The 22513-nt window shown below is 37.3% G+C and carries 25 protein-coding genes and 1 tRNA gene; 21 read left to right on the top strand and 5 right to left on the bottom strand.

Annotation, left to right across the window (positions count from 1 at the left end; translation table 11 throughout):
- Positions 1-209 precede the first annotated feature (209 nt).
- The 5 genes from EA772_RS13065 (at position 210) to EA772_RS13085 (ending at position 5003) form a co-directional block, all read left to right on the top strand.
- Positions 210-2816 carry a DNA translocase FtsK gene (locus EA772_RS13065; RefSeq protein ID WP_124913608.1) on the top strand — a complete coding sequence of 869 codons (2607 nt, stop codon included), beginning with the start codon at positions 210-212 and terminating at the stop codon, positions 2814-2816.
- Positions 2817-2874: 58 nt separating this feature from the next.
- A complete protein-coding gene (locus EA772_RS13070; RefSeq protein WP_010600820.1) occupies positions 2875-3525 on the top strand; it encodes an outer membrane lipoprotein carrier protein LolA in 651 nt (216 codons plus the stop codon).
- 260 nt (positions 3526-3785) lie between these two features.
- Positions 3786-4058, top strand: a complete 273-nt coding sequence (locus tag EA772_RS13075; RefSeq protein ID WP_124913609.1) for a hypothetical protein — start codon at positions 3786-3788, stop codon at positions 4056-4058.
- A gap of 49 nt (positions 4059-4107) precedes the next feature.
- Positions 4108-4872, top strand: coding sequence for an MBL fold metallo-hydrolase (locus tag EA772_RS13080; RefSeq protein ID WP_124913610.1), 765 nt, complete (start codon positions 4108-4110; stop codon positions 4870-4872).
- A gap of 47 nt (positions 4873-4919) precedes the next feature.
- Positions 4920-5003, top strand: a tRNA-Leu gene (locus EA772_RS13085).
- Positions 5004-5110: 107 nt separating this feature from the next.
- On the opposite strand, the gene EA772_RS13090 is transcribed toward EA772_RS13085, so the two are convergent.
- Positions 5111-5524 (bottom strand): helix-turn-helix domain-containing protein, encoded by a 414-nt coding sequence (locus EA772_RS13090; protein WP_124913611.1) that lies wholly within the window; start codon positions 5522-5524, stop codon positions 5111-5113.
- 103 nt (positions 5525-5627) lie between these two features.
- Between EA772_RS13090 and EA772_RS13095 the strand changes: the two genes are divergently transcribed.
- Genes EA772_RS13095 through EA772_RS13105 form a run of 3 tightly spaced genes read left to right on the top strand, consistent with a single transcriptional unit; the run spans position 5628 to position 8146 of the window.
- Positions 5628-6356, top strand: a complete 729-nt coding sequence (locus EA772_RS13095; RefSeq protein ID WP_124913612.1) for an SDR family oxidoreductase — start codon at positions 5628-5630, stop codon at positions 6354-6356.
- 12 nt (positions 6357-6368) lie between these two features.
- A complete protein-coding gene (locus EA772_RS13100; protein WP_124913613.1) occupies positions 6369-7136 on the top strand; it encodes an SDR family oxidoreductase in 768 nt (255 codons plus the stop codon).
- An 8-nt stretch (positions 7137-7144) separates the two neighbouring features.
- Positions 7145-8146, top strand: coding sequence for an NADP-dependent oxidoreductase (locus EA772_RS13105; RefSeq protein WP_124913614.1), 1002 nt, complete (start codon positions 7145-7147; stop codon positions 8144-8146).
- A gap of 43 nt (positions 8147-8189) precedes the next feature.
- Here EA772_RS13105 and EA772_RS13110 read toward each other — a convergent pair whose 3' ends face one another.
- Entirely contained in the window at positions 8190-8837 is a 648-nt protein-coding gene (locus EA772_RS13110; protein ID WP_124913615.1) for a Crp/Fnr family transcriptional regulator, read from the bottom strand.
- 247 nt (positions 8838-9084) lie between these two features.
- On the opposite strand from EA772_RS13110, the gene EA772_RS13115 reads away from it, so the two are divergent.
- From EA772_RS13115 to EA772_RS13170, 12 genes are all read left to right on the top strand, one after another.
- Complete coding sequence (locus EA772_RS13115) at positions 9085-9579, top strand: DinB family protein (RefSeq protein WP_124913616.1); 495 nt, start codon at positions 9085-9087, stop codon at positions 9577-9579.
- A gap of 92 nt (positions 9580-9671) precedes the next feature.
- A complete protein-coding gene (locus EA772_RS13120; protein ID WP_124913617.1) occupies positions 9672-10076 on the top strand; it encodes a hypothetical protein in 405 nt (134 codons plus the stop codon).
- 2 nt (positions 10077-10078) lie between these two features.
- Entirely contained in the window at positions 10079-10471 is a 393-nt protein-coding gene (locus EA772_RS13125) for a DUF1801 domain-containing protein (protein ID WP_124913618.1), read from the top strand.
- Positions 10472-10499: 28 nt separating this feature from the next.
- Positions 10500-10880, top strand: a complete 381-nt coding sequence (locus tag EA772_RS13130; protein ID WP_010600809.1) for a DoxX family membrane protein — start codon at positions 10500-10502, stop codon at positions 10878-10880.
- 102 nt (positions 10881-10982) lie between these two features.
- Positions 10983-11414, top strand: a complete 432-nt coding sequence (locus EA772_RS13135) for a DUF2147 domain-containing protein (protein WP_124913619.1) — start codon at positions 10983-10985, stop codon at positions 11412-11414.
- An 81-nt stretch (positions 11415-11495) separates the two neighbouring features.
- Complete coding sequence (locus tag EA772_RS13140; RefSeq protein WP_246833928.1) at positions 11496-12512, top strand: YCF48-related protein; 1017 nt, start codon at positions 11496-11498, stop codon at positions 12510-12512.
- Positions 12513-12722: 210 nt separating this feature from the next.
- Positions 12723-13418, top strand: a complete 696-nt coding sequence (locus EA772_RS13145; protein WP_116170014.1) for an HAD family hydrolase — start codon at positions 12723-12725, stop codon at positions 13416-13418.
- Complete coding sequence (locus EA772_RS13150; protein WP_010600805.1) at positions 13415-14251, top strand: phosphoribosyltransferase family protein; 837 nt, start codon at positions 13415-13417, stop codon at positions 14249-14251. The genes EA772_RS13145 and EA772_RS13150 overlap by 4 nt, the downstream gene beginning before the upstream one ends.
- Before the next feature lie 3 nt (positions 14252-14254).
- Positions 14255-14809 (top strand): TerD family protein, encoded by a 555-nt coding sequence (locus EA772_RS13155; RefSeq protein ID WP_010600804.1) that lies wholly within the window; start codon positions 14255-14257, stop codon positions 14807-14809.
- A 4-nt stretch (positions 14810-14813) separates the two neighbouring features.
- Positions 14814-15428, top strand: a complete 615-nt coding sequence (locus tag EA772_RS13160; RefSeq protein WP_124913620.1) for a TerD family protein — start codon at positions 14814-14816, stop codon at positions 15426-15428.
- A 21-nt stretch (positions 15429-15449) separates the two neighbouring features.
- Positions 15450-16550 carry a toxic anion resistance protein gene (locus EA772_RS13165; protein ID WP_116170017.1) on the top strand — a complete coding sequence of 367 codons (1101 nt, stop codon included), beginning with the start codon at positions 15450-15452 and terminating at the stop codon, positions 16548-16550.
- An 8-nt stretch (positions 16551-16558) separates the two neighbouring features.
- Positions 16559-17521, top strand: coding sequence for a hypothetical protein (locus EA772_RS13170; protein ID WP_124913621.1), 963 nt, complete (start codon positions 16559-16561; stop codon positions 17519-17521).
- Between the two features lie 4 nt (positions 17522-17525).
- Here the strand turns inward: EA772_RS13170 and EA772_RS13175 are convergent, their stop codons facing one another.
- The 3 genes from EA772_RS13175 to EA772_RS13185 all read right to left on the bottom strand — a co-directional run bounded on the left by EA772_RS13175 (position 17526) and on the right by EA772_RS13185 (position 19837).
- Complete coding sequence (locus EA772_RS13175) at positions 17526-18389, bottom strand: dienelactone hydrolase family protein (RefSeq protein WP_124913622.1); 864 nt, start codon at positions 18387-18389, stop codon at positions 17526-17528.
- 142 nt (positions 18390-18531) lie between these two features.
- The gene (locus EA772_RS13180) at positions 18532-19269 is read right to left on the bottom strand and encodes a TlpA disulfide reductase family protein (protein WP_168187543.1); all 738 of its coding nucleotides are present in this window, start codon (positions 19267-19269) and stop codon (positions 18532-18534) included.
- 148 nt (positions 19270-19417) lie between these two features.
- Positions 19418-19837: an SRPBCC family protein gene (locus EA772_RS13185; RefSeq protein WP_010600799.1), complete on the bottom strand. Its 420-nt coding sequence runs from the start codon at positions 19835-19837 to the stop codon at positions 19418-19420.
- Positions 19838-20018: 181 nt separating this feature from the next.
- Between EA772_RS13185 and EA772_RS13190 the strand changes: the two genes are divergently transcribed.
- Entirely contained in the window at positions 20019-22466 is a 2448-nt protein-coding gene (locus EA772_RS13190) for a glutaminase family protein (RefSeq protein ID WP_124913624.1), read from the top strand.
- Positions 22467-22513: the final 47 nt, after the last annotated feature.

Below are 22513 nucleotides of genomic sequence, written 5' to 3' on the forward strand. Positions count from 1 at the left end.
AACCTCTCCAGGTAAAACGGGACTAAAACCTAAAACAAAATCCGTTTCATTTGACAAAACGTACAACTTGTGTGTTGTATAGTAATAGACAATATTTGCTGGTTAAGGTTTAATAGGTATTAAATAATTTTATTTAAAGCGGTTTATAAAAACTCAATAGATACAACTATATATTTTATATTTGTTCATTATTAATACTAGTACAGAAAATGGCGGTAAGGGGAAACCAGTTTAAAACCAATACATTCAGAGATAAAGGTGCTGAAAATGCATCAGGCAGGCCATCATCTGGTCGCCAGCCAAAAGAAAAAAGAGAATATCTACCTAGCTTCGACTTGCAGGATGGACGTGCAATTAAAATTGTAGGCTTATTTTTTGTAATACTTTCACTTTACTTTTTAATTGCTTTTACTTCTTATTTATTTACCTGGCAGGATGATCAAAGCTATGTAATTGATGCAAATGGAGGTTGGGGAAACCTTTTCAAAACTGCTGAAGAACTAAAGGATTCGGGTGTTGTCATTCCTGTAGTGCAAAACTGGCTTGGCAAGTTTGGAGCGTTATTGTCTCACCAGTTTATTTACGAATGGTTCGGCATTGCCTCGTTTTTATTCGTTCTGGCATTTTTTATTATTGGTTACAGGCTATTGTTCAAGGTTAAAATTCTATCAATTTCAAAAACCTTAGGATACAGCTTTTTCTTTCTGTTGTTTATTTCGTTAACCTTGGGCTTTGCCCACAGTTTTTGGTCAGAATCGCCACATTATGTTGAAGGTGAATTTGGCTATTGGAGTAACAAATTGCTTGCAGCACAAATTGGCGCTGCGGGTGTTGCAGGTTTAATCGCTTTTGCGGGTTTAACAATCTTAATCATCGCGTATAACATCGATTTTAAATTTCCCGAACGTAAGGAAAAGGAGGTTTATCTGGATAACGAAACACCTGACTATGTGAACGAAGTTCGCGAGAAATTTGCGCAGAACAGGGAGGTTGAACAAGTTGCTGAACCGATTGAATTCCCGGTACGCGAAAAACCAGTTCTTAATCAAGAAAGAAAGCAGCAAAATGTAGTCATACAGCCAAACCGTTATGAAGAAAAGGCGCCGGAGGAAGAAGTTGTTACGCCGGTAACATTGTCGCCCCTAACCACTAACTTACATTTAACTACCTCTGCAGCAGCTGCATCAGCTATGCCTTTAACGGTAGAGCCAGCTGTTGAAGAAGAAGAAAAAGAACCAGCTTTTACTATTGAGAAGACTGAGGAGGAGAAAAAATCTGATGATTTGGTAGAACAGTTTGGTAACTATGATGAAAAACTGGATTTATCAGGGTACAAATATCCAACTGTTGATTTGCTGGAAAACTACGGTACCAATAAGATTTCAGTTAACGCCGAAGAGTTAGAAGCCAATAAAAATAAAATTGTAGAAACGCTGAATCATTATAATATCGAAATTGATAAGATTAAGGCTACCATTGGTCCAACAGTAACTTTATATGAAATTATTCCTGCTCCTGGAGTAAGGATTTCGAAGATTAAAAACTTGGAAGATGATATTGCCCTTTCATTAGCGGCTTTAGGAATACGTATCATTGCACCAATGCCTGGTAAGGGAACCATTGGTATCGAGGTACCAAACCAACATCCGGAAATGGTACCCATGCGCAGCATTCTAAATACTGAAAAGTGGACTTCCAATACGATGGATTTGCCGATTGCTTTGGGTAAAACAATTAGCAACGAGGTATTTATTGCCGATTTGGCGAAAATGCCTCACTTACTCGTTGCCGGTGCTACCGGTCAAGGTAAATCGGTGGGTATCAACTCTATTCTGGTTTCGCTGCTGTTCAAGAAACATCCCGCCCAGTTGAAGTTTGTTTTGGTCGATCCAAAAAAAGTAGAGTTAACTTTATTTAACCGGATTGAGCGTCACTTTTTGGCAAAGCTTCCTGGTGAGGCGGATGCCATTATTACCGATACAAAGAAAGTAGTAAATACATTAAACTCTTTATGTATCGAAATGGATCAGCGTTACGATTTATTGAAAGATGCGCAGGTTAGAAATCTAAAAGAGTATAACGATAAATTTATCAAGCGTAAGCTTAACCCAAATAACGGGCATAGATTTTTACCATTTATTGTATTGGTGGTAGATGAGTTTGCCGATTTAATGATGACTGCGGGTAAAGAAGTTGAGGCCCCGATTGCCCGTTTAGCTCAGTTAGCACGTGCTATCGGTATCCATTTGGTTTTGGCCACGCAACGTCCTTCGGTAAACATTATTACGGGTACAATTAAAGCCAATTTCCCGGCGAGGTTAGCATTTAGGGTTTTATCTAAAATCGATTCAAGAACAATTTTAGATAGCGGCGGTGCCGACCAGCTGATTGGTCGTGGAGATATGCTTTTATCTACAGGTAGCGACTTAATCAGGCTACAGTGTGCTTTTGTTGATACACCAGAGGTAGATCGAATTTCTGAATTTATCGGTAATCAACGCGGCTATGCTGATGCATATCAGTTGCCAGAGTACATCGACGAAGCCGGCGAGGGCAGTAAAGCCGATTTTGATCCAAATGAACGTGATAAGTTTTTTGAAGATGCTGCGAGGCTTATCGTAATGCATCAGCAAGGTTCAACATCATTAATTCAACGTAAACTAAAGTTAGGTTATAACCGTGCGGGAAGAATTATCGATCAATTAGAAGCTGCGGGTATTGTAGGGCCGTTTGAAGGGAGCAAAGCCCGTGAAGTTTTATACCCTGATGAATATTCTTTGGAACAATTCTTGAATAGCATGGACGACAAGGGGTAGATTAAACCAATGGTTTAAAATTTACTCAAACGTTTCAAAGAAAATTTAAATACACAAGATGAAGAAATTAATTTCAGCATTAATGGTTGTAGTTGCTTTTACAACATCAACTTATGCTCAAACTGACGCGAAAGCTAAGGCAATTTTAGCGGAGGTAAGCAAAAAATACAAATCGTATAATATCGTAAAAACCGATTTTACTTTTACTTTAGATAACCCAAAAGCGAAGGTTAAAGAAACGCAGCAAGGTACGCTGTATGTTAAAGCCAACTCCAATAAATATAAAGTTGCAATGACTAACCAGGAATTGTTTAGCGATGGTAAAAGCCAATGGACTTACCTTAAAAAAGATAAAGAAGTTCAGGTAAGTAGCATTGATCCAAATAGTGATGCCATAAATCCGGCGAAAATTTTCACCGTGTACGAAAAAGGTTTCAAGTACATTTACACAGGCGACGAGAAAGTTGGTTCTAAAACTTATCAGATGATCGACCTAACTCCGGTTGATACCAAAAAATCAATCTTTAAAGTTCGTTTAAGCATCGATAAAGCTGCTAAGCAAATTGCTAATGTTGTACTGTTCGATAAAAATGGAAATAAATACACTTACAATGTGAAAACTTTTTCACCAAATGTAAATGTTCCGGAAACTACATTTGCTTTTGATGCCAAGAAATATCCAGGTGTTGAAGTAGTAGATTTAAGATAGTTTTATCCGCCTTGCGGTATTGAAGGTTCAGTTGGAAACAGCTGAACCTTTTTTATTTAAAGATTTCGCTAACAAACACGGAATACACGCAAGATGTTGAATTTATATAAAGCGTTCCATTATAACGTAAACAGATCTGTTAATTCAGAATCTTCTAGGTATTTGAAATAAATCATATATCGATTAATTGTAAACCTCAAAATTTCTGATATGGTAAAAGATAATTTGAATGCTGCTTAGATTTCTCTAAGTTTGTTCCAATGTCATTGCCGCTAACAAATCATACTTTAGAAAAACTGGAGCAGTTGCTTTTCGCAATGGGTTTTAAAGTTCGTTACGAGAAAGGAAATTTTAAAACCGGTTCTTGTTTGTTAGAACATAATAAAATCGTAGTGGTAAATAAATTTTCCAATTTGGAAGCGAGAATTGCAGCCTTGGTAACTTTGGTGAAGCAAACCCGTCCAGATGAAAATTTACTAGATGAGAAGCAGAGACAATTTTTTCATTCTTTACAGCAAACAGCGTTATTTTGATACAGATACAAACAGCAGACCGCACAGATAGAAAGGAAAGTTATTTAAAATGATCGTAACTTTTTTGGGCACAGGTACATCGCAAGGGGTTCCAGTAATCGCTTGTAAATGCGAAGTTTGTCAATCAAATGATAAGAAAAATAACAGGCTAAGAACCTCCGTTTTGATAGAAACCAACGATAAAACCATCGTTGTAGACAGTGGTCCGGATTTTCGTTACCAATTGCTGCGTGAAAAAGTTGAAGATTTAGATGCGGTATTGTTTACTCATGAACATAAAGATCATATTGCCGGTTTAGATGATATACGCCCATTTAATTATCTGTTAGGTAAGGTAATAGATGTTTACGCCACAGAACGGGTTCAAACAGCGTTGAAGAGAGAATTTTATTACATTTTTGCTGAAACTAAATACCACGGATTGCCACAGATTAAACTTCATACGGTTAATAACGGAGAAAATTTTAAAATAGGTGAAACAGAAATAATCCCGTTGGAAGTGATGCATCATTTATTGCCAATAACCGGATACAGAATAGGTGACTTTACCTACATTACTGATGCAAAGACCATTCCTGAAGCAAGTTTTGATAAAATTAAAGGCACAAAAATACTCGTAATCAACGCCTTGCAGAAAGAACCGCATATTTCACATTTTACGCTAGACGAGGCTGTCACATTTGCTGAAAAGGTTGGTGCAGAAACTACTTATCTTACACACATCAGTCATAATTTAGGATTACATGATGTGGTTGAGAACGATTTACCTTCAAATATTCGCTTGGCTTACGATGGGCTGAAAATAGAATTGTAAATCACTGTTCGCTAAATCCAAAATTAAATTATATTTGCACTCCACTTACTCGGGTGGCGAAATTGGTAGACGCACCAGCTTGAGGGGCTGGCGCCCGTACGGGTGTGGGAGTTCGAATCTCCTCTCGAGTACAACCGGGCTTTGACAAAATCAAAGTCCGGTTTTTTTATGTCAATTCGGTTTGAGTTTCCAATATTCTTAGTTTAGGTTCTTAAAACTAATGGATGAAAAGCGTTACCTAGCTATTGTTTAATAGCGCAACTGTTTGGGTTCTAATAAATGCTTCCTTGTCTTTTTTTAATTCTTCGAGCATTGCTTTTCTTTCTTCTGTAAGTGTAAAATATTTATCAGCCCATAAGTTGATTTCCATCATTAGGGGAAGTAAGTCAACGCCTTTTGGGGTTAGTTTATATAAAACTTTGGCTTTGCTATCGGGGTGGTCATGCTTCGTGATTATTCCATTTGTTTCGAGGGTTAGCAATCTGGAAGCTAGAATATTGGTCGCTATTTTTTCATCCGATTTTAGGAAACCGCCATACGTACATTGTTTAGCAAACATGAGGTCTCTAATAATAAGCAATGACCATTTGTCTCCCCAAATATCCAATGAATTGCTAATAGGGCAATCAGATCTTTTTTTAACATTTACCATAAACTAATTTTTTTTAAAAAAAAACACTTGCAAATTAAAAGTTGTTTGTATGTTTGTACTTGCAAAACGCAAGCAAATTTATAAAATTTAAATTACAGTTGCAATGAAAACAACAGGAAATACAGTATTCATCAGTGGTGGAAGCGCCGGAATAGGGCTAGCCATAGCTAAAAAAATGAGCGCATCAGGCAACAAGATCATCATCAACGGACGCAGCGAAGAGCGACTTCGCAAGGCATTGAAAGAACTTAATAATGCTGTTGCCATACAGGGCGATTTATCCGTGAAGGCAGATAGGTTAAAAATTGCTGAAGAATTAAAAACTAAGCACCCGAAATTAAATATTATCATCAATAATGCTGGTGCAGCTTTTATGAATGATTTAAGTGATGTAAATAATAACTCCGCAGAAAAAGCTTTCGAGGAGATCAATACCAATTACATCAGTGTTATTGATTTTACAGCCCTGACTTTGCCGTTGCTTTTACAACAAGAAGATGCGGCTATTGTAAACGTTTCCTCTATAGCAGTATTTAGGTCGAATAAATATTTACCTACTTATTCTGCGAGTAAAGCGGCATTACACAGCTATACACAAGGCCTGAGAGATACTTTTTCAGAAAATAAAAAGCTCAACGTATATGAACTATATCCACCGTTGGTAAATACCGAATTTTCTGCAGAAATCGGTGGGGCAAATGGAATTCCAGCATCCCAGGTGGCAGATGAATTGTTTGTGGCGTTAGAAAGAAATCAATTTGAGATTCCGGTTGGCGACACCAGGAAAATCCACGAATTAGTTGTTCCAATTACAGAAAATGTTCCTCACTAATTTCAGCAGGTAATGGATTTAAAAGGAAAAACAATCCTGATTACAGGCGGTGGTTCGGGTATAGGACTGGAAGCGGCAAAGCAATTTTTGGAAATTGGCGTAAAGGTTATTGTTACAGGCAGAAATCAGGACAAATTGAATGCCGCAAAGAAACTGTACCCTAGTTTAATCGCTATAAAAAGTGATGCAGGTAATGAAGCAGATGCCCAATTGCTTTTTGACAAGGTTAAAGAACTTGGCGGAATTGATATACTGTACAATAATGCCGGTGTTGGTATTCCTCCTGCCAACTTAGGTGTAGCAAACGACAAGCATGTCAAAGGTGCTATTTATGAAATGGAGGTCAATTACCTTGGCGTTATCCGCCTGAACAATCTTTTTATCGAAATGCTCAAATCAAGAAAAGATGCGGCAATCATCAATACCACTTCCATCTTAAGTATTGTGCCATCAATGTTAGAAGCGACCTATTCGGCATCAAAATCTGCATTGGCCTTCTATACCAAATCTTTAAGAAGACATTTACAAATCTTGAAGACTAACATAAAGGTTTTCGAACTGTTGCCACCATTAGTAGATACGGAAATGGTTGCAGACCGCCATGATAAAAAAATTAGTCCGGAAAAATTGGTGAAGGCACTGATAAGGGGATTGGAGAAAGACCAATATACCATCCGTGTTGGCGATACAAAGTTGATCTATTTGTTCAACCGACTTTTCCCTAAATTGGCATTTGGATTAATCAATCCAAAGAAATCAGTAGCAGCAATAAAATCATAACCATCAGGATGAAAGCATATACCATTAATAAATACGGAAAAAAAGAAACCTTACACCTTAACGATGTATCTGTTCCACAGGTTAAAGATAATGAGGTGTTGATAGAAGTTCATGCAGCGGGCTTAAACCTGTTGGACGCTAAAATAAAATCAGGGGAATTTAAGCAGATTTTACCCTATAAGCTTCCGCTGGTGTTGGGCCATGATGTTGCAGGTGTGGTAATGAAGGTCGGTAAAAATGTAAGAAAATTTAGGGTTGGGGATGAAGTTTATTCACGTCCTGCTGATTTTCACATCGGTACATTTGCAGAATTTATTGCCATTGACGAAAATGATGTGGCCTTTAAACCCAAAAACTTGACTATGGAGGAAGCTGCATCTATTCCATTGGTGGCATTGACCGCTTGGCAGGCGTTGGTGGAGAAAGCGAACCTCTATAAAGGGCAAAAGGTTTTCATTCAGGCAGGTTCTGGTGGTGTGGGAACTATTGCGATACAATTGGCAAAATACTTGGGTGCTACAGTTGCAACCACTGCAAGTGAAAAAAGTTTCACCATGCTAAAGCAACTGGGTTCAGATGTTCTGATTGATTATAAAACACAGAATTTTGAAGATATATTAAAAGACTATGATGTTGTTTTGAATAGTCAGGACACGAAAACACTTGAAAAATCAATCCGTATCCTAAAGCCTGGAGGAAAGGCAGTTTCCATTTCTGGTCCGCCAACACCAGCTTTTGCAAAAGAGGCAGGCGTGCCGTGGTTTGTCAAAATCATTCTTTCACTGATCAGCAGCGGAATCCGGAAGAAAGCAAAAAAGCACAATGTTAACTATACTTTTTTATTTATGAGGGCAGAGGGCGAGCAGTTAAATAAAATTACCGCACTAATTGAGTCTGGTACCATCAAACCGATCGTTGACAAAGTTTTTCCTTTTGAACAAATCAACGAAGCCTTGGCTTATGTTGAGAGCGGACGAGCCAAAGGAAAAGTTGTGGTGAAAGTGAAATAAAGAACATAAAAATGGCTTGCCTGTTCAATGCAAGCCATTTTTATTAACGTTCAGTGAGCATTTTCTCAGTTTCTTTAGCTATCGTAGCCCTGATTCGGCTCAGTGTTTCTAATCGCATGTTTAAAAACGAGGCAATATATTTTAATGGGACTCGGTCGACTAAGTAGGAATAGGTAATTAAATATCGCTCATAACGCTTTTTAGCTGTTGGCAATCTGCTTATAAAAGCTCTTTCTGAAGCACTCTTAAAATATATCTCGGTCATTTTCCGTCCCACATAGTTTGCGATGGGGAATTGTTGATAAAGCTGTCGAGACATCGCATGGGGTATCGCTATCGCCAACACCGGGTCTATCGATTCAATATATTCTTCTGATGCTTCCTCGGTCCATAAATTGCGTATGGTTCCTGCAAGTTCATTTTCAATGGCAATCCAGGTGGTTACCTTTTCAGTTCCCATTTTAATGTAACCATGTACTGATCCCTGAAGAATCAAATAAATATATCTGTTGCGCTTTAACGGCGAGGCAATATGTTTATTTTTATCAAATCTGACAGGAAATGTTTGTTCGTTGATGATTTTTTCAATCTCGGGATTTAAGGGATGATATGACTTAAACAAAGCTATTAGTGGAGAAATTCCACCAAACTCGTCCCACTTCCGCTCTCCAAATTCGTTTTCTAAGTTCATTTATGGCGCAAATTTCGCAATTGGAAAGCGATAATGCAACACATAAAAGCATGAATCATACTTATTTATCCTTCCTTGGAATTCTTTCTGTGTTGTATTAAAATCGTCCTGACAGATATGCTAGAAATTTTAGACAAACATTTTTTCTGCTGTTCGCAATTGTCTTAAATCCCCCCTAATATTGACTTCAACAGCAATCGGTTTTGTATCGAGAATCGAATATCTTTATTTAATAAAACCTATTGTTATGAAAGCACAATCTAGCAGCAGCAAATTATCTGGAATATTGGTTCTTTATGAAATGCAAACAGATTTTTTGTTAAGGGCATTAGAGGGAATAGAAGAAAAAGATGCACAAACGCGTTTAAACACCAAGGCAAACCATATCGCATGGATTACAGGTAGTGTGATTTCTGGCCGTTATTTCTTAGCGAAATCTTTCGGTATCAACGAAAAATCATCAACAGGTGAGTTGTTCAAAGATAATCAAGGAATTATAGATGACGCCAATTATCCCACATTAGCAGAATTTAAAGCAGATTGGGAGAAAATTTCGCCCTTGTTATATGATGCATTAATCAATGCCTCTGAAGAAAAACTGAACGAGCAGATCGAAATGCCGGGTATGGAGATGACACTTTTTGATATGCTTAGTTTTACCAGTTATCGGGAAGCAAATTGTATCGGGCAAATTGCATTATGGCGACGATTGCTAGGTTATCCTGGCATGAGCTATATGTAGCACTTATAAAAAATGCCTTAGCACAAGCTACATGTGTTTTAAGTGCACATTAATGATATTTTTTGATAAATTAGTAGTAAAACATCTCAGTAATGAGGAACGAAAAACTGAAGCTATTAGAACCATTTATTGGTCACTGGCGTACATCGGGTAACACCGTAGATGGAAATTTGGTTGAGGGTACGGATATTTATGAATGGGTAGAAGGTGAATTTTTCTTGATGCATAAGGTGAGTGTACAAATCGATGATCAGAAAGTCAGTGCTCTCGACATTATTCATTATGATGATATGGATGATATTTTTAGAACGCAATCATTTGGAAACGATGGCTCAATTACCATTTCATCAATGAAAATTATGGATGATATCATCCTCATATTTGGTGATAACGAAAGATTTCAGGGAAATTTTAAGGGTAGCCGCATCAAGGGCGTTTGGGAACGTTTTGTTAATAATGAATGGCAGCCATGGATGAAAATTGAATTAATTAAATAATCATGGCTGTGAAAAAGACAAAGCTAAGCGGGAATGCAGAAGTTGATCATTATATGAGTCAGCTGGTGCATCCTCATAAAACAGAAATAGCGCTTCTACGCTCCATCATTATCGATGCTAACAGTAAATTGGAAGAAAGGATAAAATGGAATGCGCCAAGTTTTTTTTATCAAAAAGATATGGCCGCTTTTAATCTTCGTGCTAAAGGTTACGTTCAAATAATCTTCATTTTTTATGATGGCAACATGTTACATGAGCCATCTATTTTGCAAGGCGAATGGAAAGATAGGAGAGAAGCTCGTTTTTATAACCTTGATGACATTGAAGGCAAAAAGCCAGCATTGGAACAATTTATCAATAAATGGATTGAATTAATAGAGGGGGAAACAAATTAAAATAGTAAAGAAACTAAAACTTATAAATATGAAAATTGCAATCATTATTATCCGTGTATTATTAGGGGGCATGTACATTTTTGCTTCTGTACCTGTTCTTTTTAATATTCAGATGGGGGAGATGCCTAAAATGACTGCCGACCAAACTACTTTTATGACAGGTATTATGGTAACTAAATATTTGTTTCCATTGATTAAAGTAACAGAATTAATTGCAGGTTTAATGCTTTTAATTGGTAGAACGGCACCACTTGCAGCCATCATCATTTTTCCGGTGACGTTAAATATTTTCTTGTACCACGCATTTCTCGGCCCAAAAGAATTGCCACTGGTTGCCGTAATGTTGATTTTTAATCTTTTCCTGTTTTATGCCTATCGTCAAAAATACCTACCCATTATCTCCAGGTAATTTTTCTCGATTTTAAAACTTTCTCATACTTTTTTGCTTTATTTATTGTTTCACTATAAAAGATGATTAACTATCTTTAAAAACTAACTAGAAATAAAAAATATGAGAAAGATCCCATCCCTGATGCTGCTATTTGTAGCTGTTTCGTTTTCAGCCATTGCACAAAGTAAGGATGCCATTATCGGTAAGTGGCTAAATCCATCTGGCGAAGGACAAATTGAGATTTACAAAAAAGGTGATAAGTATTTTGGTAAACTGGCATGGATGAAGGAACCTAACTTAAACGGGAAACCAAAGTTAGATGCTAAAAATCCGAATGAGGCCTTGCAAAAAAGACCACTTCTCAATCTGGAAATCCTGAAAGATTTTGTTTATGAAGATGGAAAATGGACTGACGGAACAATTTATGATCCGAAAAGTGGTAAGAATTACAGCTGTAATATGACCTTGAAAGGTAATGATGTGCTAAATGTTCGCGGATATGTTGGTATTTCATTACTTGGCCGTTCAGAAACATTCAGAAGGGTTAAATAGTAAAATAAAGCAGCGTGATGCTTAATCTTAAAAAACTGAGTGAAGATTAAGCCATCCTTTTACCTCTAGCAATAAACACTAATGAAAAAAATACTATGGTGCCTTTTAATGGTACCTTTTTTTTGCGTTGCGCAAACATATTCTTTCAAACCGCTTAATGAGGGTGCAAAAACAAGTTTGCGGGGTTTGAATGTAGTAACGGATCAGATTATATGGGTAAGTGGGAGCGGTGGAACGGTGGGTAAGTCGGTTGATGGCGGCAGCACCTGGCAGTGGATTAATCCAAAAGGCTATGAGAAACTTGATTTCAGGGATATTGAAGCCTTTGATGATAAGAAAGCCATTATCGTAAATGCGGGATCGCCGGCTTATATTTTAAAAACCAACGATGGTGGTGAAACCTGGACAGCGCATTATAAAAATGTCGACTCAGCCATTTTTCTTGATGGACTGGGTTTTTGGGATAAAACCAGGGGCATTATATTCGGTGATCCGATAAATGATAAAATGCAGTTGCTTAAAACTGTTGATGCAGGCAAAAGCTGGATGGATATTTCTTCAAACTTAAAGCTACCTCTGGCCAAGGGAGAGGCCGGGTTTGCAGCCAGCGGAACAACCATCAAAACCTTTCCGGGTGGAAAAGTCTGGATTTCTACAGGCGGCATGGTTTCTAATATCTACTATTCTGCCGATTATGGCCAAAGCTGGAATGTTTTTAAATGTCCGATTTGGCAAGGGCAGGAAACCACCGGGCCGTTTTCGATGGATTTTTTTAATGCAAAAACCGGAGTGGTTGTAGGTGGCAATTATGTTCAGGATAAAATCAATACCAACAATGTTTTATTAACTAAAGATGGCGGTAAAACCTGGGCAAAACCAATTACGCCAGTTTTAGGCTACCGTTCAGGTGTAACCTATGTTAGCGAAAATATACTTGTTGCCACAGGAACGTCGGGCACTGACATATCAACTGATGGCGGCCAAAACTGGAGACATATTTCCGATAAAAGTTTCAATGCTGTACAAAAAGCAAAAAAAGGCAATTCAGTTATTCTTGCGGGCGAAAAGGGAGCCATTTATCAATTAAACCTAAATTAAATTTGTGTTAAGCTGTAACGAACATACTTTTTTTAATTCTAAATAATGGAACAATCTGTTCAGCTTTTTGATGCAGAGGTTGTTTTGATATTTAATTCATTTTTTTAATTACAACCTTATCTGTCGTAAAACTTACATTCAAATATTTCTCATTCTACAATCAATTTTGTAATATTAGAATTTTATAACGCAGATCAGGAAATAAGTGCAATGGCTTTTTACAAACATTATTCATTCGATCTTTGGTTAACATTAATTAAATCAAACCCAAGATTTAAGCAAGAAAGAACAAGTTACTTCTATGAAAAATTTAATACTAAAAATAAAAGTATTGAAGAGGTAGCGCTTATTTTCCGGCAGGTTGATTTAATGGTTAATGCCATCAATGAAAAAACAGGGAAGAATGTTGATGCTGATGAAATGTATCTGATGGTGATTAGCATCATCAATGATTATAACTTTCAGTTTCAGGAATTAGATTTGACACAGTTGTACCAGGAAATGGAAAATTTACTTTTTGAACATATGCCATTGTTGTACTGTGATCAATGTATTCCGGTGCTTTCTCAGATTAAAGAGAATGGTTTAAGCTCAACAAATATTTTAAGCAATACAGGTTTCATCAAAGGCGAAACTTTAAAGCAGGTGCTCCGGCATTTACAAATCGATCAGTTTATTGATTTTCAATTATACTCGGATGAAGTGAGATTGTCGAAGCCAAATCCCGAATTTTTTGAATTGATGTTAAATACAATCGACAAGAAAAAACATCCCGAAATTAATTTAAATAATATTATTCACGTTGGAGATAATCCGCATGCTGACGTTGGTGGCGCTCAGGCAATAGGAATAAACAGCATGCTCATCAATTCCAACAATAAATCTATCTTAACATTACTTTCATGATACCTTACACATACGCTCTCCATAAAATCGATAATACCACAGATTTTGGCTTCAACCCAGATCACTACAGTAGATTTAAATTTGGCGATAATTTAATCGCGAAGTGTTTTGGGAAAGACCTTGCCGATGGCTTCATTAAATACTACCTGGCCAATAACCTGATTACCAATCAAATTGTTGTTATTTCAAGCCCTTACAGTTTTATTCCTACCGCAACCTTTGCGATGAAAAATTATTTTGTTTCTCAACTGAACCGTTGGTTGGTAGAAAATGGCGGTTTGCAGGTGCAGGAAACTAAGGTGCATAGAACGGTAACCTACAAAGAAGATTACGGCGAGTTAAGTGCCGAAGAGCGCTTAAGCTTAATCGGCAATGATTCATTTCATATTGATAAAGATTTCCTGGTTGGGAAAACGCTGTTGTTTTTAGATGATATCAAAATCACAGGAAGCCATGAACGAATGATTTTGAAAATGGCGAAAGCATATGGACTTTCAAACGAGATGCATATGTTGTACTTTGCCGAACTGGTTAATAAAAACATTCATCCAAACGTAGAGAATTTTCTAAATTACCACCAGGTGAAGTCAATTTTCGATCTGGAGGAAATTATTGACGGGGGCGATTTTTGCTTCAATACCAGAATAGTGAAGTATATCCTTAATACCGATGCAGAAAGTTTTAAAATTTTTCTGGAACGCAGGTCAAATGATTTTATCAACGAACTTTACGATTTATCGCTGGGAAATGGCTATCACTTAATCGATGCTTACGCGAAGAATTTACATCAAATAAAAGATTATATTAAAAATAACAATTATAAATTAATTTAAAATATGGCTATTAATTTGCAAAAGGGGCAAAGAGAAAATATTGATGCTCCTAAATTTACAATAGGTTTAGGTTGGGATACCAATAGTTCAACAACCGGTGCCGCATTTGATTTAGATGCTTCAATTTTTATTTTGAATGATCAGAAAAAACTGGTTTCTGACGAAAATTTTGTATTCTACAACAATCTGGTTTCTCCTGATGGGGCAGTTGAACATACCGGAGATAATTTAACTGGAGATGGTGATGGCGACGATGAACAAATTAAGGTTGATTTAACAAAAATTGATGCTAAGGTAAATGAGATTTGCGTTGTAGTTACCATTCACGAAGCGGAAAGCAGAAGGCAAAATTTTGGACAGGTGAGAAATTCATTCGTCCGCATATTTGATGCAACAACCAATGAGGTAATTTTAAAATATGAGTTAGAGGAAGACTTTTCTATCGAAACTGCTGTTGAATTTGGCAGGATTTACAAACGCGAAGGAAAATGGAAATTCGAAGCAGTTGGAATGGGCATGAAGGGTGGTTTACAGGATTATTTAAATAAATATCAATAATATTATGGCAATCAATCTTCAAAAAGGACAGCGGATAAGCTTAGAAAAAACAAATGGCAACAAGCTTCAAAACGTTTGTGTAGGCATTAACTGGGGCGCTATTGAAAAAAAGGGCTTGTTCGGTTTCGGTTCATCGAAAGAAGCGGTAGATTTAGATGCCAGCTGCGCTTTATATAATGATAATAAACAGCTTTTAGAGGTTGTGTATTTTGGTAACCTGAAATCTAAAAACGGTTCGGTTAAGCACAGTGGAGATGACTTAACCGGTGATGTGGGCGGTGATGATGGCCTGGATAATGAGGTGATTACCTTGGATTTATCTCAGTTAGACGCCAGCGTTAACTATGTTGCATTTGTATTAAACAGTTTCAGAGGTCATGATTTTGGTACCATTCCATTTGCATCTATCCGCATTTACGAAGGAACAAGCAAACGTGTAAATGAAGTTTTCGCTACTTATGATATTGCCAATGATGCCGCGTTTAAAGGATCGGTATCGATGGTGATGGGTGTTTTTTATAAGAAAAACGGAGAGTGGAAATTTAACGCTATTGGAGAACCAACACGAGATAAAAAGTTAGAAGAGACGGTTAAAACCGTAACGCAAAATTATTTATAGTTGAAAGCTTAACATTAAACTATGGAAACCAACCCAAATGCTGCCCTGCCAAGCCTAACGCCAGTAAAACTGGATAAAGACGGCAACGTAAACCTGGAGGCGATTACAACTGAGGAAACGGCAAAATATCGCGAGATCGCCAAATCTTTAGAGCCATCTGATGTCAATTCCATTTTGAATTATGGAAGCGAGGCCCAAAATTCAATGGAGAAATACAGTAACGATTTCCTGGCCTCTGTAAGAACTTACAACAGCGGTGAAGTTGGCGGTTTGATTAATGAATTGCTTACTGAATTGAACTATATCGATGTTTCGGAATTAGAGCAAAGTGGCTTCAAAAGTTTCATTTCCCGCATTCCGTTCTTGAAAAATCTGGTGGTGGATGTGAAGAAACTATTTCAGAAATACGATGTGGTAGTAAATAACATCGATAAGATTACCAATAAAATTAAAGCAGGACGATTGAATTCGATAAAGGATAATTCTGCTTTGCAAACCATGTTTGATAGCAATGTAAGTTATATCCATCAGATGGAGGATTTAATTATTTCCGGTCAGCTGAAATTTAACGAACTGCAAATTAAACTGGCAGAGATGGAAGGGCGACCAGCTGATTACCAGGATTATGAAATTGCTGATTTGCGTGACTTTACAAGCCGGCTGGATAAGCGACTGGCTGATATGAAAATTGTCCGTTTTATCATGCTGCAATCATTGGCTCAAATCAGGGTGGTTCAAAATAATAATACGTCAATTGCAGAAAAAGCGCAATCAATCGTATCAACTACGATTCCGGTTTGGAAAAATCAGTTAACCATTGCGGTGGCATTGCAAAGGCAGAAAGCCAATGTAGAAATGCAAAAGAAAATTTCTGATACAACCAATACCATTTTGCAGAAAAATGCAGAAATGCTGAAGCAAAATAGTATCGATGTTGCTAAAGAAAACGAAAAAACTGTTGTTTCTTTGGAGACGTTAAAAATGACGACCTCTTCATTGATAGAAACGTTGAATGAAGTAAAACAAATTCATGAAGCTGGTGCACAAAGTAGAAAAGTGCTTGATGGTGAATTGAAAACATTAGAAGCCGAGTTGAAAAAGAATGTGACGCGGGTGAGTTAAGCTAAACTATGGATGAATACCGTTCAAATATTTTAAAAAAATCAAACGCAGAGATCAACCGTTTACAGTTGCTCTCTGTGTTTTTTGATGATGAGATTATCTATAAAATATTCTTGAGAACTCAGGTTATCCATCAGTTATTTTCGAATAATGAAGATTTGGAGATTGAAAAACTCGATTTGTTCCATTTGCAGTTTACCGATAGCGTCATCGCTTTGCTCCGAAAAATCAAAAAAAGCAATGAAAAAAACGTTGCTTTAATCTATGATGAAATCAACTTGAATGAGGCACTCATTGATAAAATGGCCGGAACGCTTAATGGTCAACAAGGTTTTGTTCAGGATAAACAAAAACAATCGCTGAAGGTAAACCAATCACTCAGGAGGCTGTATAACAACCTTTCGGATTTAAGTACCGATTTTCCTTTTTCCAAAAATATTAATGTATTTAGTGCTAAATACGCCAACGATTATTACTTCGATTTAACAGCCGATCAATTAGCCAAGTTGATAGATTTCCAGGGGAAAAATATTTACTCAAATGCCTACGCAACCATTGAAAAAAAGCTGATGGGCCGGTTATGTAAGTATGATTTTAGAACCGAATTTTACCTTGGCCTAAAATCCGGAGAGATGATTATTGAGGTTTATAAATTTCTGGATAGCCAAAACTATTTCCTTTTCTTTCCGGCCAGAAACTTATTTTTATTTTGCGATTTATCACAATTTAAAGATCTGGACACCACAAATAATCTTTCTGAGCGGGAACGCATTGTTCAGGAACTCGAATTTAAAAACGATAAACTTAAAGGTAATGCTGCTGTTTTAAAAACGGCAATGTCTAAAGAGGTGCAGGATTTGTTAGAAAGCAGTTATCAGAAAATATCCGATATCAGCTTTCTAAATCATCTAAACAATTTTGATGTCCAATCTAATATTTTAAAAGATATGCTCAAAACAGATTTGTTTTAAGGATTTATCTGGTTAAAATTGAAAGTTTCCTTTTAAATAAATCGATTGTTCGTTGCCAGGCCAGTTTTGCTGCAGCCTCATTATATCTGGTAGGTGAGGTGTTATTGTTAAAAGCGTGGTTTACGCCGTCGTAGATATAAATTTTATAATCAACTTTGTTCTCTTTTAAAGCTTGTTCGTAAGCTGGAATACCAGCGTTTATACGTTCATCCAAACCGCCATAATGTAACAGTAAACTCGCTTTGATCTTAGATACGTCAGCAACATTAGCCTGTGCGCCATAATATGCTACGGCAGCCTGTAAATTTGGATCGTTTACGGCAAGTTTATTTGCCATTCCACCTCCCCAGCAAAAACCAACGCAACCTACTTTGCCATTACCATCTTTTCTGTTGCGTAGATATTCCAATCCTTTCAAATAGTTTTGCAGGTTTTTCTCCGGATCGAGCTTGCCAATTAACTCACGTCCTTTATCTTCATCAGCTGGTGTTCCACCTAAAGGAGAAAGCGCATCAACACCTAAAGCAATGAAGCCTTCTGCAGCCATTCGTTTGGTTACATCAATTATATGCGGGTTTAATCCACGGTTTTCGTGAATAACCAGTACGCTACCCAGCTTCTTCTTGCCTTTAGGTTTTGCCAAAACAGCTTTCATGTCGCCATCAACACCTGGGTAGGTTATATTTTCTACGTCGATATCATCGCTGGTGAAATCAGCAGCCGCAGCATAATTATTCTCTAGCATTGGCAAAATAGTCATGGCCAGTGCGGTGCTACCAGCAATCACAGCAAGTTTCTTCATGAAATCTTTTCTGCTTAACTGGCTGTGGGTATATTCATCGTAAAGATTGATAATTTTCTGATCCATAGGTTTTGATTTTTTGAAATACAAGATAAACAAGCAATGTGAGATTTCTGCTTTTTATTTAAAATTACAATACAAGTTTTTTAGCTAAGAAAAACGAGAACAAAGCAAAATGTCGAATCAAGGAAATACTTTCCTTTTCAAATTATTTTGCCAATGATGCTACAATAGCCCTTTTTACGCCTGGAATGGTAATTTGCGACATTCCACTTATTGCAAATCTGATGATACCGTTTTTATCTGCCACTACATAGGATGGAAAGGAATTAAGTTCATAACCTGTAATCATTTTTCTTGCATCAGAAATTACCTGACCATAGATTAGCGGCTTTTCTTTGAGCTTAGCCGAAGCAACCTTTTTAGCATTTGATGTAATGGCCAGGATCAATAAATCCTTTGGTGAATCCAGTTCTTTAGCCATATCATCCAGGTCGCTAAAACTTTCTGTGCATGGCGGACAATCTACATTCCAGAATACCATCAAAATAACTTTATCTCTCAATTGTTCTTCAGGGAAAAAATTTTCAAATGGTTTTAAGTCTAACTTCATGTTTTCTTGTAGTAGCGGACTTTTGATCACCATTAAATTTTTAATTAAGCCATACATTCTTTCTTTCTCATCGGCAGAAATTTTCTTAACAATTTTTTGTGCACCAGGATCATTCAAGTTTCTACTTATCGTATAATTTCCAGAATTTAAAAGCTTTTGATACTGATAATAGCGTAAGGCTTTGCCCGATTCATCAAAAACAATTTCATTAGTGTCTAAAGTGCTTCGTCCAATTTCATTTTTAATCAGCGTAGCAGCAGCTGGTTTACCTTGCTGTGCCTGCGCAAGTGAGGTGAAAAATCCCAAGATGAAGAGTGTTAAAGTAGTTTTCATAGCGCCAACAAAATACATTTAATTATTTGAACTAATGGCATCCGCCAGTATTCGATGATGATGTGTTTAAATGTAAGTTGGAAAATGAGTAGCAACGACACGCTAAAAATAAATGGAAAGCGCTTCCGTTTCTGGAAGCGCGTGTGTACTAATTTTCTTCAGTGTATTTTTTAAAATTATCTAAGATCGACTGCCATCCGCTTTTCTGCATCTCCAATGGATTTTGATTTTCCGGATCGAAGGTTTCTGTTAGTTTAGTTTTTCCACCTACTTCTTCAAACGTGATTTTTACCTGTCTGCCGTCTTCCAATCCGTATGCAATGAGTTCATGAGTCTTCACCTCACTATAAGTGCCTTCGAAATCGAATCCAAAACTTCCATCTTTAGCTTCCATTCTGGTTTTAAATTTCCCGCCAGTTTGCAAGTCATTTTCTGCATAGGGAGCATGCCAGTCGCTTGAAGCAAATGTCCATTTCGTAATGTGCTCAGGCGCTGCCCAGTATTGCCAAACCTTTTCCACTGGTTCATTTATTGTCGCTTCAACTGTAATTGGTGTTTTCGTTTCCATTTTTTTAAGATTAATTAATGATATAAAATTAGTAGAACGTTTTGCATTTGTGCAAGGGCATATGCGACAAATTTGCATTGCGTTTCGCCGAAGGGTGTTGCGTAACAAATCGAAAACAAATCGATATTTCTCAATTGATTCCTTACTTTGGAGGTTAGTTAAACGTTTTACCAAATATAATATGAGAACAATTTTTGTGCTGTTACTAATCGGCTATACTGCTGTTTTTGCCCAGCGAACTGCACCTGCTTATCCTTTAATTACTCACGACCCATATTTTAGCATCTGGTCGTCATCAGATTCATTACATAAAAGCACTACAAAACACTGGACAGGAGCCAATCAATCGCTAACCGGATTAATCAGTGTTGATGGAACGGTTTACAGTTTCTTAGGGCAATCGGAGAAGGTTTATCAATCCATTCTGCCAACTGCTGATGAAAAACCCATGGAAATTAGCTATACCGAAAATAAACCTGTTACAAATTGGACGGATATCGATTTCAAAGGTAGCGATTGGAAAACAGGATTAGGACCTGCAGGAAGCGAGCAATCGCAAGTGAAAACTTTATGGAAAAAGGATGAAATCTGGGCCAGAAGGAGTTTTGACATCAACAAGATAAGCAATAATGCCATCTTTTTAAAAATCAGGCATGATGATAACGCCATTGCTTATTTAAATGGCAAGGAGGTTTACAATGTGCCAAAACTGGAAGGAAAATTTGTTTACATCGAATTAGATAAAAAGCTTTTAAGAACAGGCAAAAATGTACTGGCTGTTTATGCCAAAAATACGGGTGGACCTTCATTTCTTGATTTCGGTTTGGTACAAGAACCCACTGGTGCTGCAGCTGTAAAAATTGCAGAAGCCAGGCAAAAAACGTTATCGTTTAATGCCCTGCAAACCATTTACACATTTGTTTGCGGATCAGTTGATTTAACACTAACCTTCACTTCGCCGCTTTTAATGGATGACCTTGATTTGCTTTCACGTCCGGTATCTTATATTGCTACAAAAGTTAAATCAAACGATGGGAAACAGCATGATGTAAAACTATATTACGGCGCATCAACAAATATCGCAACACATACGCCTTTCCAACCTGTTGAAGCTCGAAAATATGCAGCAGAACAGCTCTCTATACTAAAAGCTGGAACTACAGAACAACCGTTACTTAAGCGAGCTGGTGATGATGTGAGAATTGATTGGGGATATATGTATGTTGCTGCACCTTCCGCTTATAAAAGTGTTCAAAGCATTTCTACAGCAGGTGAGGCGCTAACAGGTTTTTTGACCGGAAAGTCAATTCAACAAACAACGATGACAGGAGAGCAGCTGGTGTTAAATACTATTATCCCGTTAGGTAAGGTTGGTACTGCCACGCAGGAAAATTATGTGTTACTTGGATACGATGATATTTATTCTTTACAATATTTTAAAACTAATTTAAGGCCATGGTGGAATAGTAGTGGTAAAGAAACCATTGAAAATCAACTGCAGTTAGCTAGCAAACAGTATGCTAGCGTAATGGAAAGAGCTGCTGCATTTGACCGAAAGTTATATGCTGATGCTGTTAAAAGCGGAGGGGAGAAATACGCCAAGTTGTGTATATTGGCTTACAGGCAAGCTGTTTCTGCACACAAATTAGTGAAAAGTCCGGAAGGGGAATTGTTATTCTTATCGAAAGAGAATTTTAGCAACGGTTCTATTGGCACAGTTGATATCACATACCCATCTGCACCATTGTTTTTAATCTACAATCCGGATTTAGTTAAAGGTATGATGAACGGGATATTTTATTTTAGTGAAAGCGGAAAATGGACTAAACCTTATTCAGCTCATGATTTAGGTACCTACCCCTTGGCTAATGGTCAAACCTATGGTGAAGATATGCCCATTGAAGAATCGGGAAATATGTTGATTTTAATGGCTGCAATTGCAAAAACTGAAGGGAATGCATCCTACGCCAAAAAACATTGGAAAACCTTAACTATCTGGGCAGAATATTTAAGTAAAGAAGGTCTTGATCCTGCGAATCAGTTGTCAACAGACGATTTCGCTGGGCACCTGGCCAGGAACGCTAATCTCTCTGTGAAAGCAATTGTGGCTTTAGGTGGCTATGGCATGTTGGCTGAAAAAATCGGAGACAGGGTAGCCGCTGCAAAATACACTGCAATGGCCAAGGAAATGGCGAAAAAATGGATGACTCTGGCAGATGCCGGAGATCATTATGCATTAACGTTTAATGATAAAAATACCTGGAGCCAAAAATATAACCTTGTTTGGGATAAGGTATTGGGTTTGGAATTATTTCCTCAATCGGTATACGATAAGGAAATCAAGTTTTATCTAACCAAACAAACCAAATACGGATTGCCTTTAGATAGCAGAAAAACCTATACAAAATCTGATTGGATTACATGGACCGCTGCGCTGGCATCCGAAAGGAAGGATTTTGAAACCCTTATTGAACCAGTTTATACTTATGCAGTAGAAACGCCAGATCGCGTTCCCTTGAGCGACTGGCACGAAACGAAAGATGCGAGAAGACAAAATTTTACGGCCAGAAGTGTTATTGGTGGCTTTTTCATTAAAATGTTTGAAGATAAACTCAAAGGGAAAAAATGATGTATTCAGTAAGGTCTTGATGTTGAGCGCCTGCCTTTTTCTTATCT

Origin of the sequence: Pedobacter sp. G11 (genome assembly GCF_003860265.1) — a bacterium.
GTDB lineage: Bacteria > Bacteroidota > Bacteroidia > Sphingobacteriales > Sphingobacteriaceae > Pedobacter > Pedobacter agri.

Coding starts and splice junctions, on each gene's coding strand:
- EA772_RS13065 (WP_124913608.1), top strand. CDS start 210: ATGGCGGTAAGGGGAAACCAGTTTAAAACCAATACATTCAGAGATAAA.
- EA772_RS13070 (WP_010600820.1), top strand. CDS start 2,875: ATGAAGAAATTAATTTCAGCATTAATGGTTGTAGTTGCTTTTACAACA.
- EA772_RS13075 (WP_124913609.1), top strand. CDS start 3,786: ATGTCATTGCCGCTAACAAATCATACTTTAGAAAAACTGGAGCAGTTG.
- EA772_RS13080 (WP_124913610.1), top strand. CDS start 4,108: ATGATCGTAACTTTTTTGGGCACAGGTACATCGCAAGGGGTTCCAGTA.
- EA772_RS13090 (WP_124913611.1), bottom strand. CDS start 5,524: ATGGTAAATGTTAAAAAAAGATCTGATTGCCCTATTAGCAATTCATTG.
- EA772_RS13095 (WP_124913612.1), top strand. CDS start 5,628: ATGAAAACAACAGGAAATACAGTATTCATCAGTGGTGGAAGCGCCGGA.
- EA772_RS13100 (WP_124913613.1), top strand. CDS start 6,369: ATGGATTTAAAAGGAAAAACAATCCTGATTACAGGCGGTGGTTCGGGT.
- EA772_RS13105 (WP_124913614.1), top strand. CDS start 7,145: ATGAAAGCATATACCATTAATAAATACGGAAAAAAAGAAACCTTACAC.
- EA772_RS13110 (WP_124913615.1), bottom strand. CDS start 8,837: ATGAACTTAGAAAACGAATTTGGAGAGCGGAAGTGGGACGAGTTTGGT.
- EA772_RS13115 (WP_124913616.1), top strand. CDS start 9,085: ATGAAAGCACAATCTAGCAGCAGCAAATTATCTGGAATATTGGTTCTT.
- EA772_RS13120 (WP_124913617.1), top strand. CDS start 9,672: ATGAGGAACGAAAAACTGAAGCTATTAGAACCATTTATTGGTCACTGG.
- EA772_RS13125 (WP_124913618.1), top strand. CDS start 10,079: ATGGCTGTGAAAAAGACAAAGCTAAGCGGGAATGCAGAAGTTGATCAT.
- EA772_RS13130 (WP_010600809.1), top strand. CDS start 10,500: ATGAAAATTGCAATCATTATTATCCGTGTATTATTAGGGGGCATGTAC.
- EA772_RS13135 (WP_124913619.1), top strand. CDS start 10,983: ATGAGAAAGATCCCATCCCTGATGCTGCTATTTGTAGCTGTTTCGTTT.
- EA772_RS13140 (WP_246833928.1), top strand. CDS start 11,496: ATGAAAAAAATACTATGGTGCCTTTTAATGGTACCTTTTTTTTGCGTT.
- EA772_RS13145 (WP_116170014.1), top strand. CDS start 12,723: ATGGCTTTTTACAAACATTATTCATTCGATCTTTGGTTAACATTAATT.
- EA772_RS13150 (WP_010600805.1), top strand. CDS start 13,415: ATGATACCTTACACATACGCTCTCCATAAAATCGATAATACCACAGAT.
- EA772_RS13155 (WP_010600804.1), top strand. CDS start 14,255: ATGGCTATTAATTTGCAAAAGGGGCAAAGAGAAAATATTGATGCTCCT.
- EA772_RS13160 (WP_124913620.1), top strand. CDS start 14,814: ATGGCAATCAATCTTCAAAAAGGACAGCGGATAAGCTTAGAAAAAACA.
- EA772_RS13165 (WP_116170017.1), top strand. CDS start 15,450: ATGGAAACCAACCCAAATGCTGCCCTGCCAAGCCTAACGCCAGTAAAA.
- EA772_RS13170 (WP_124913621.1), top strand. CDS start 16,559: ATGGATGAATACCGTTCAAATATTTTAAAAAAATCAAACGCAGAGATC.
- EA772_RS13175 (WP_124913622.1), bottom strand. CDS start 18,389: ATGGATCAGAAAATTATCAATCTTTACGATGAATATACCCACAGCCAG.
- EA772_RS13180 (WP_168187543.1), bottom strand. CDS start 19,269: ATGAAAACTACTTTAACACTCTTCATCTTGGGATTTTTCACCTCACTT.
- EA772_RS13185 (WP_010600799.1), bottom strand. CDS start 19,837: ATGGAAACGAAAACACCAATTACAGTTGAAGCGACAATAAATGAACCA.
- EA772_RS13190 (WP_124913624.1), top strand. CDS start 20,019: ATGAGAACAATTTTTGTGCTGTTACTAATCGGCTATACTGCTGTTTTT.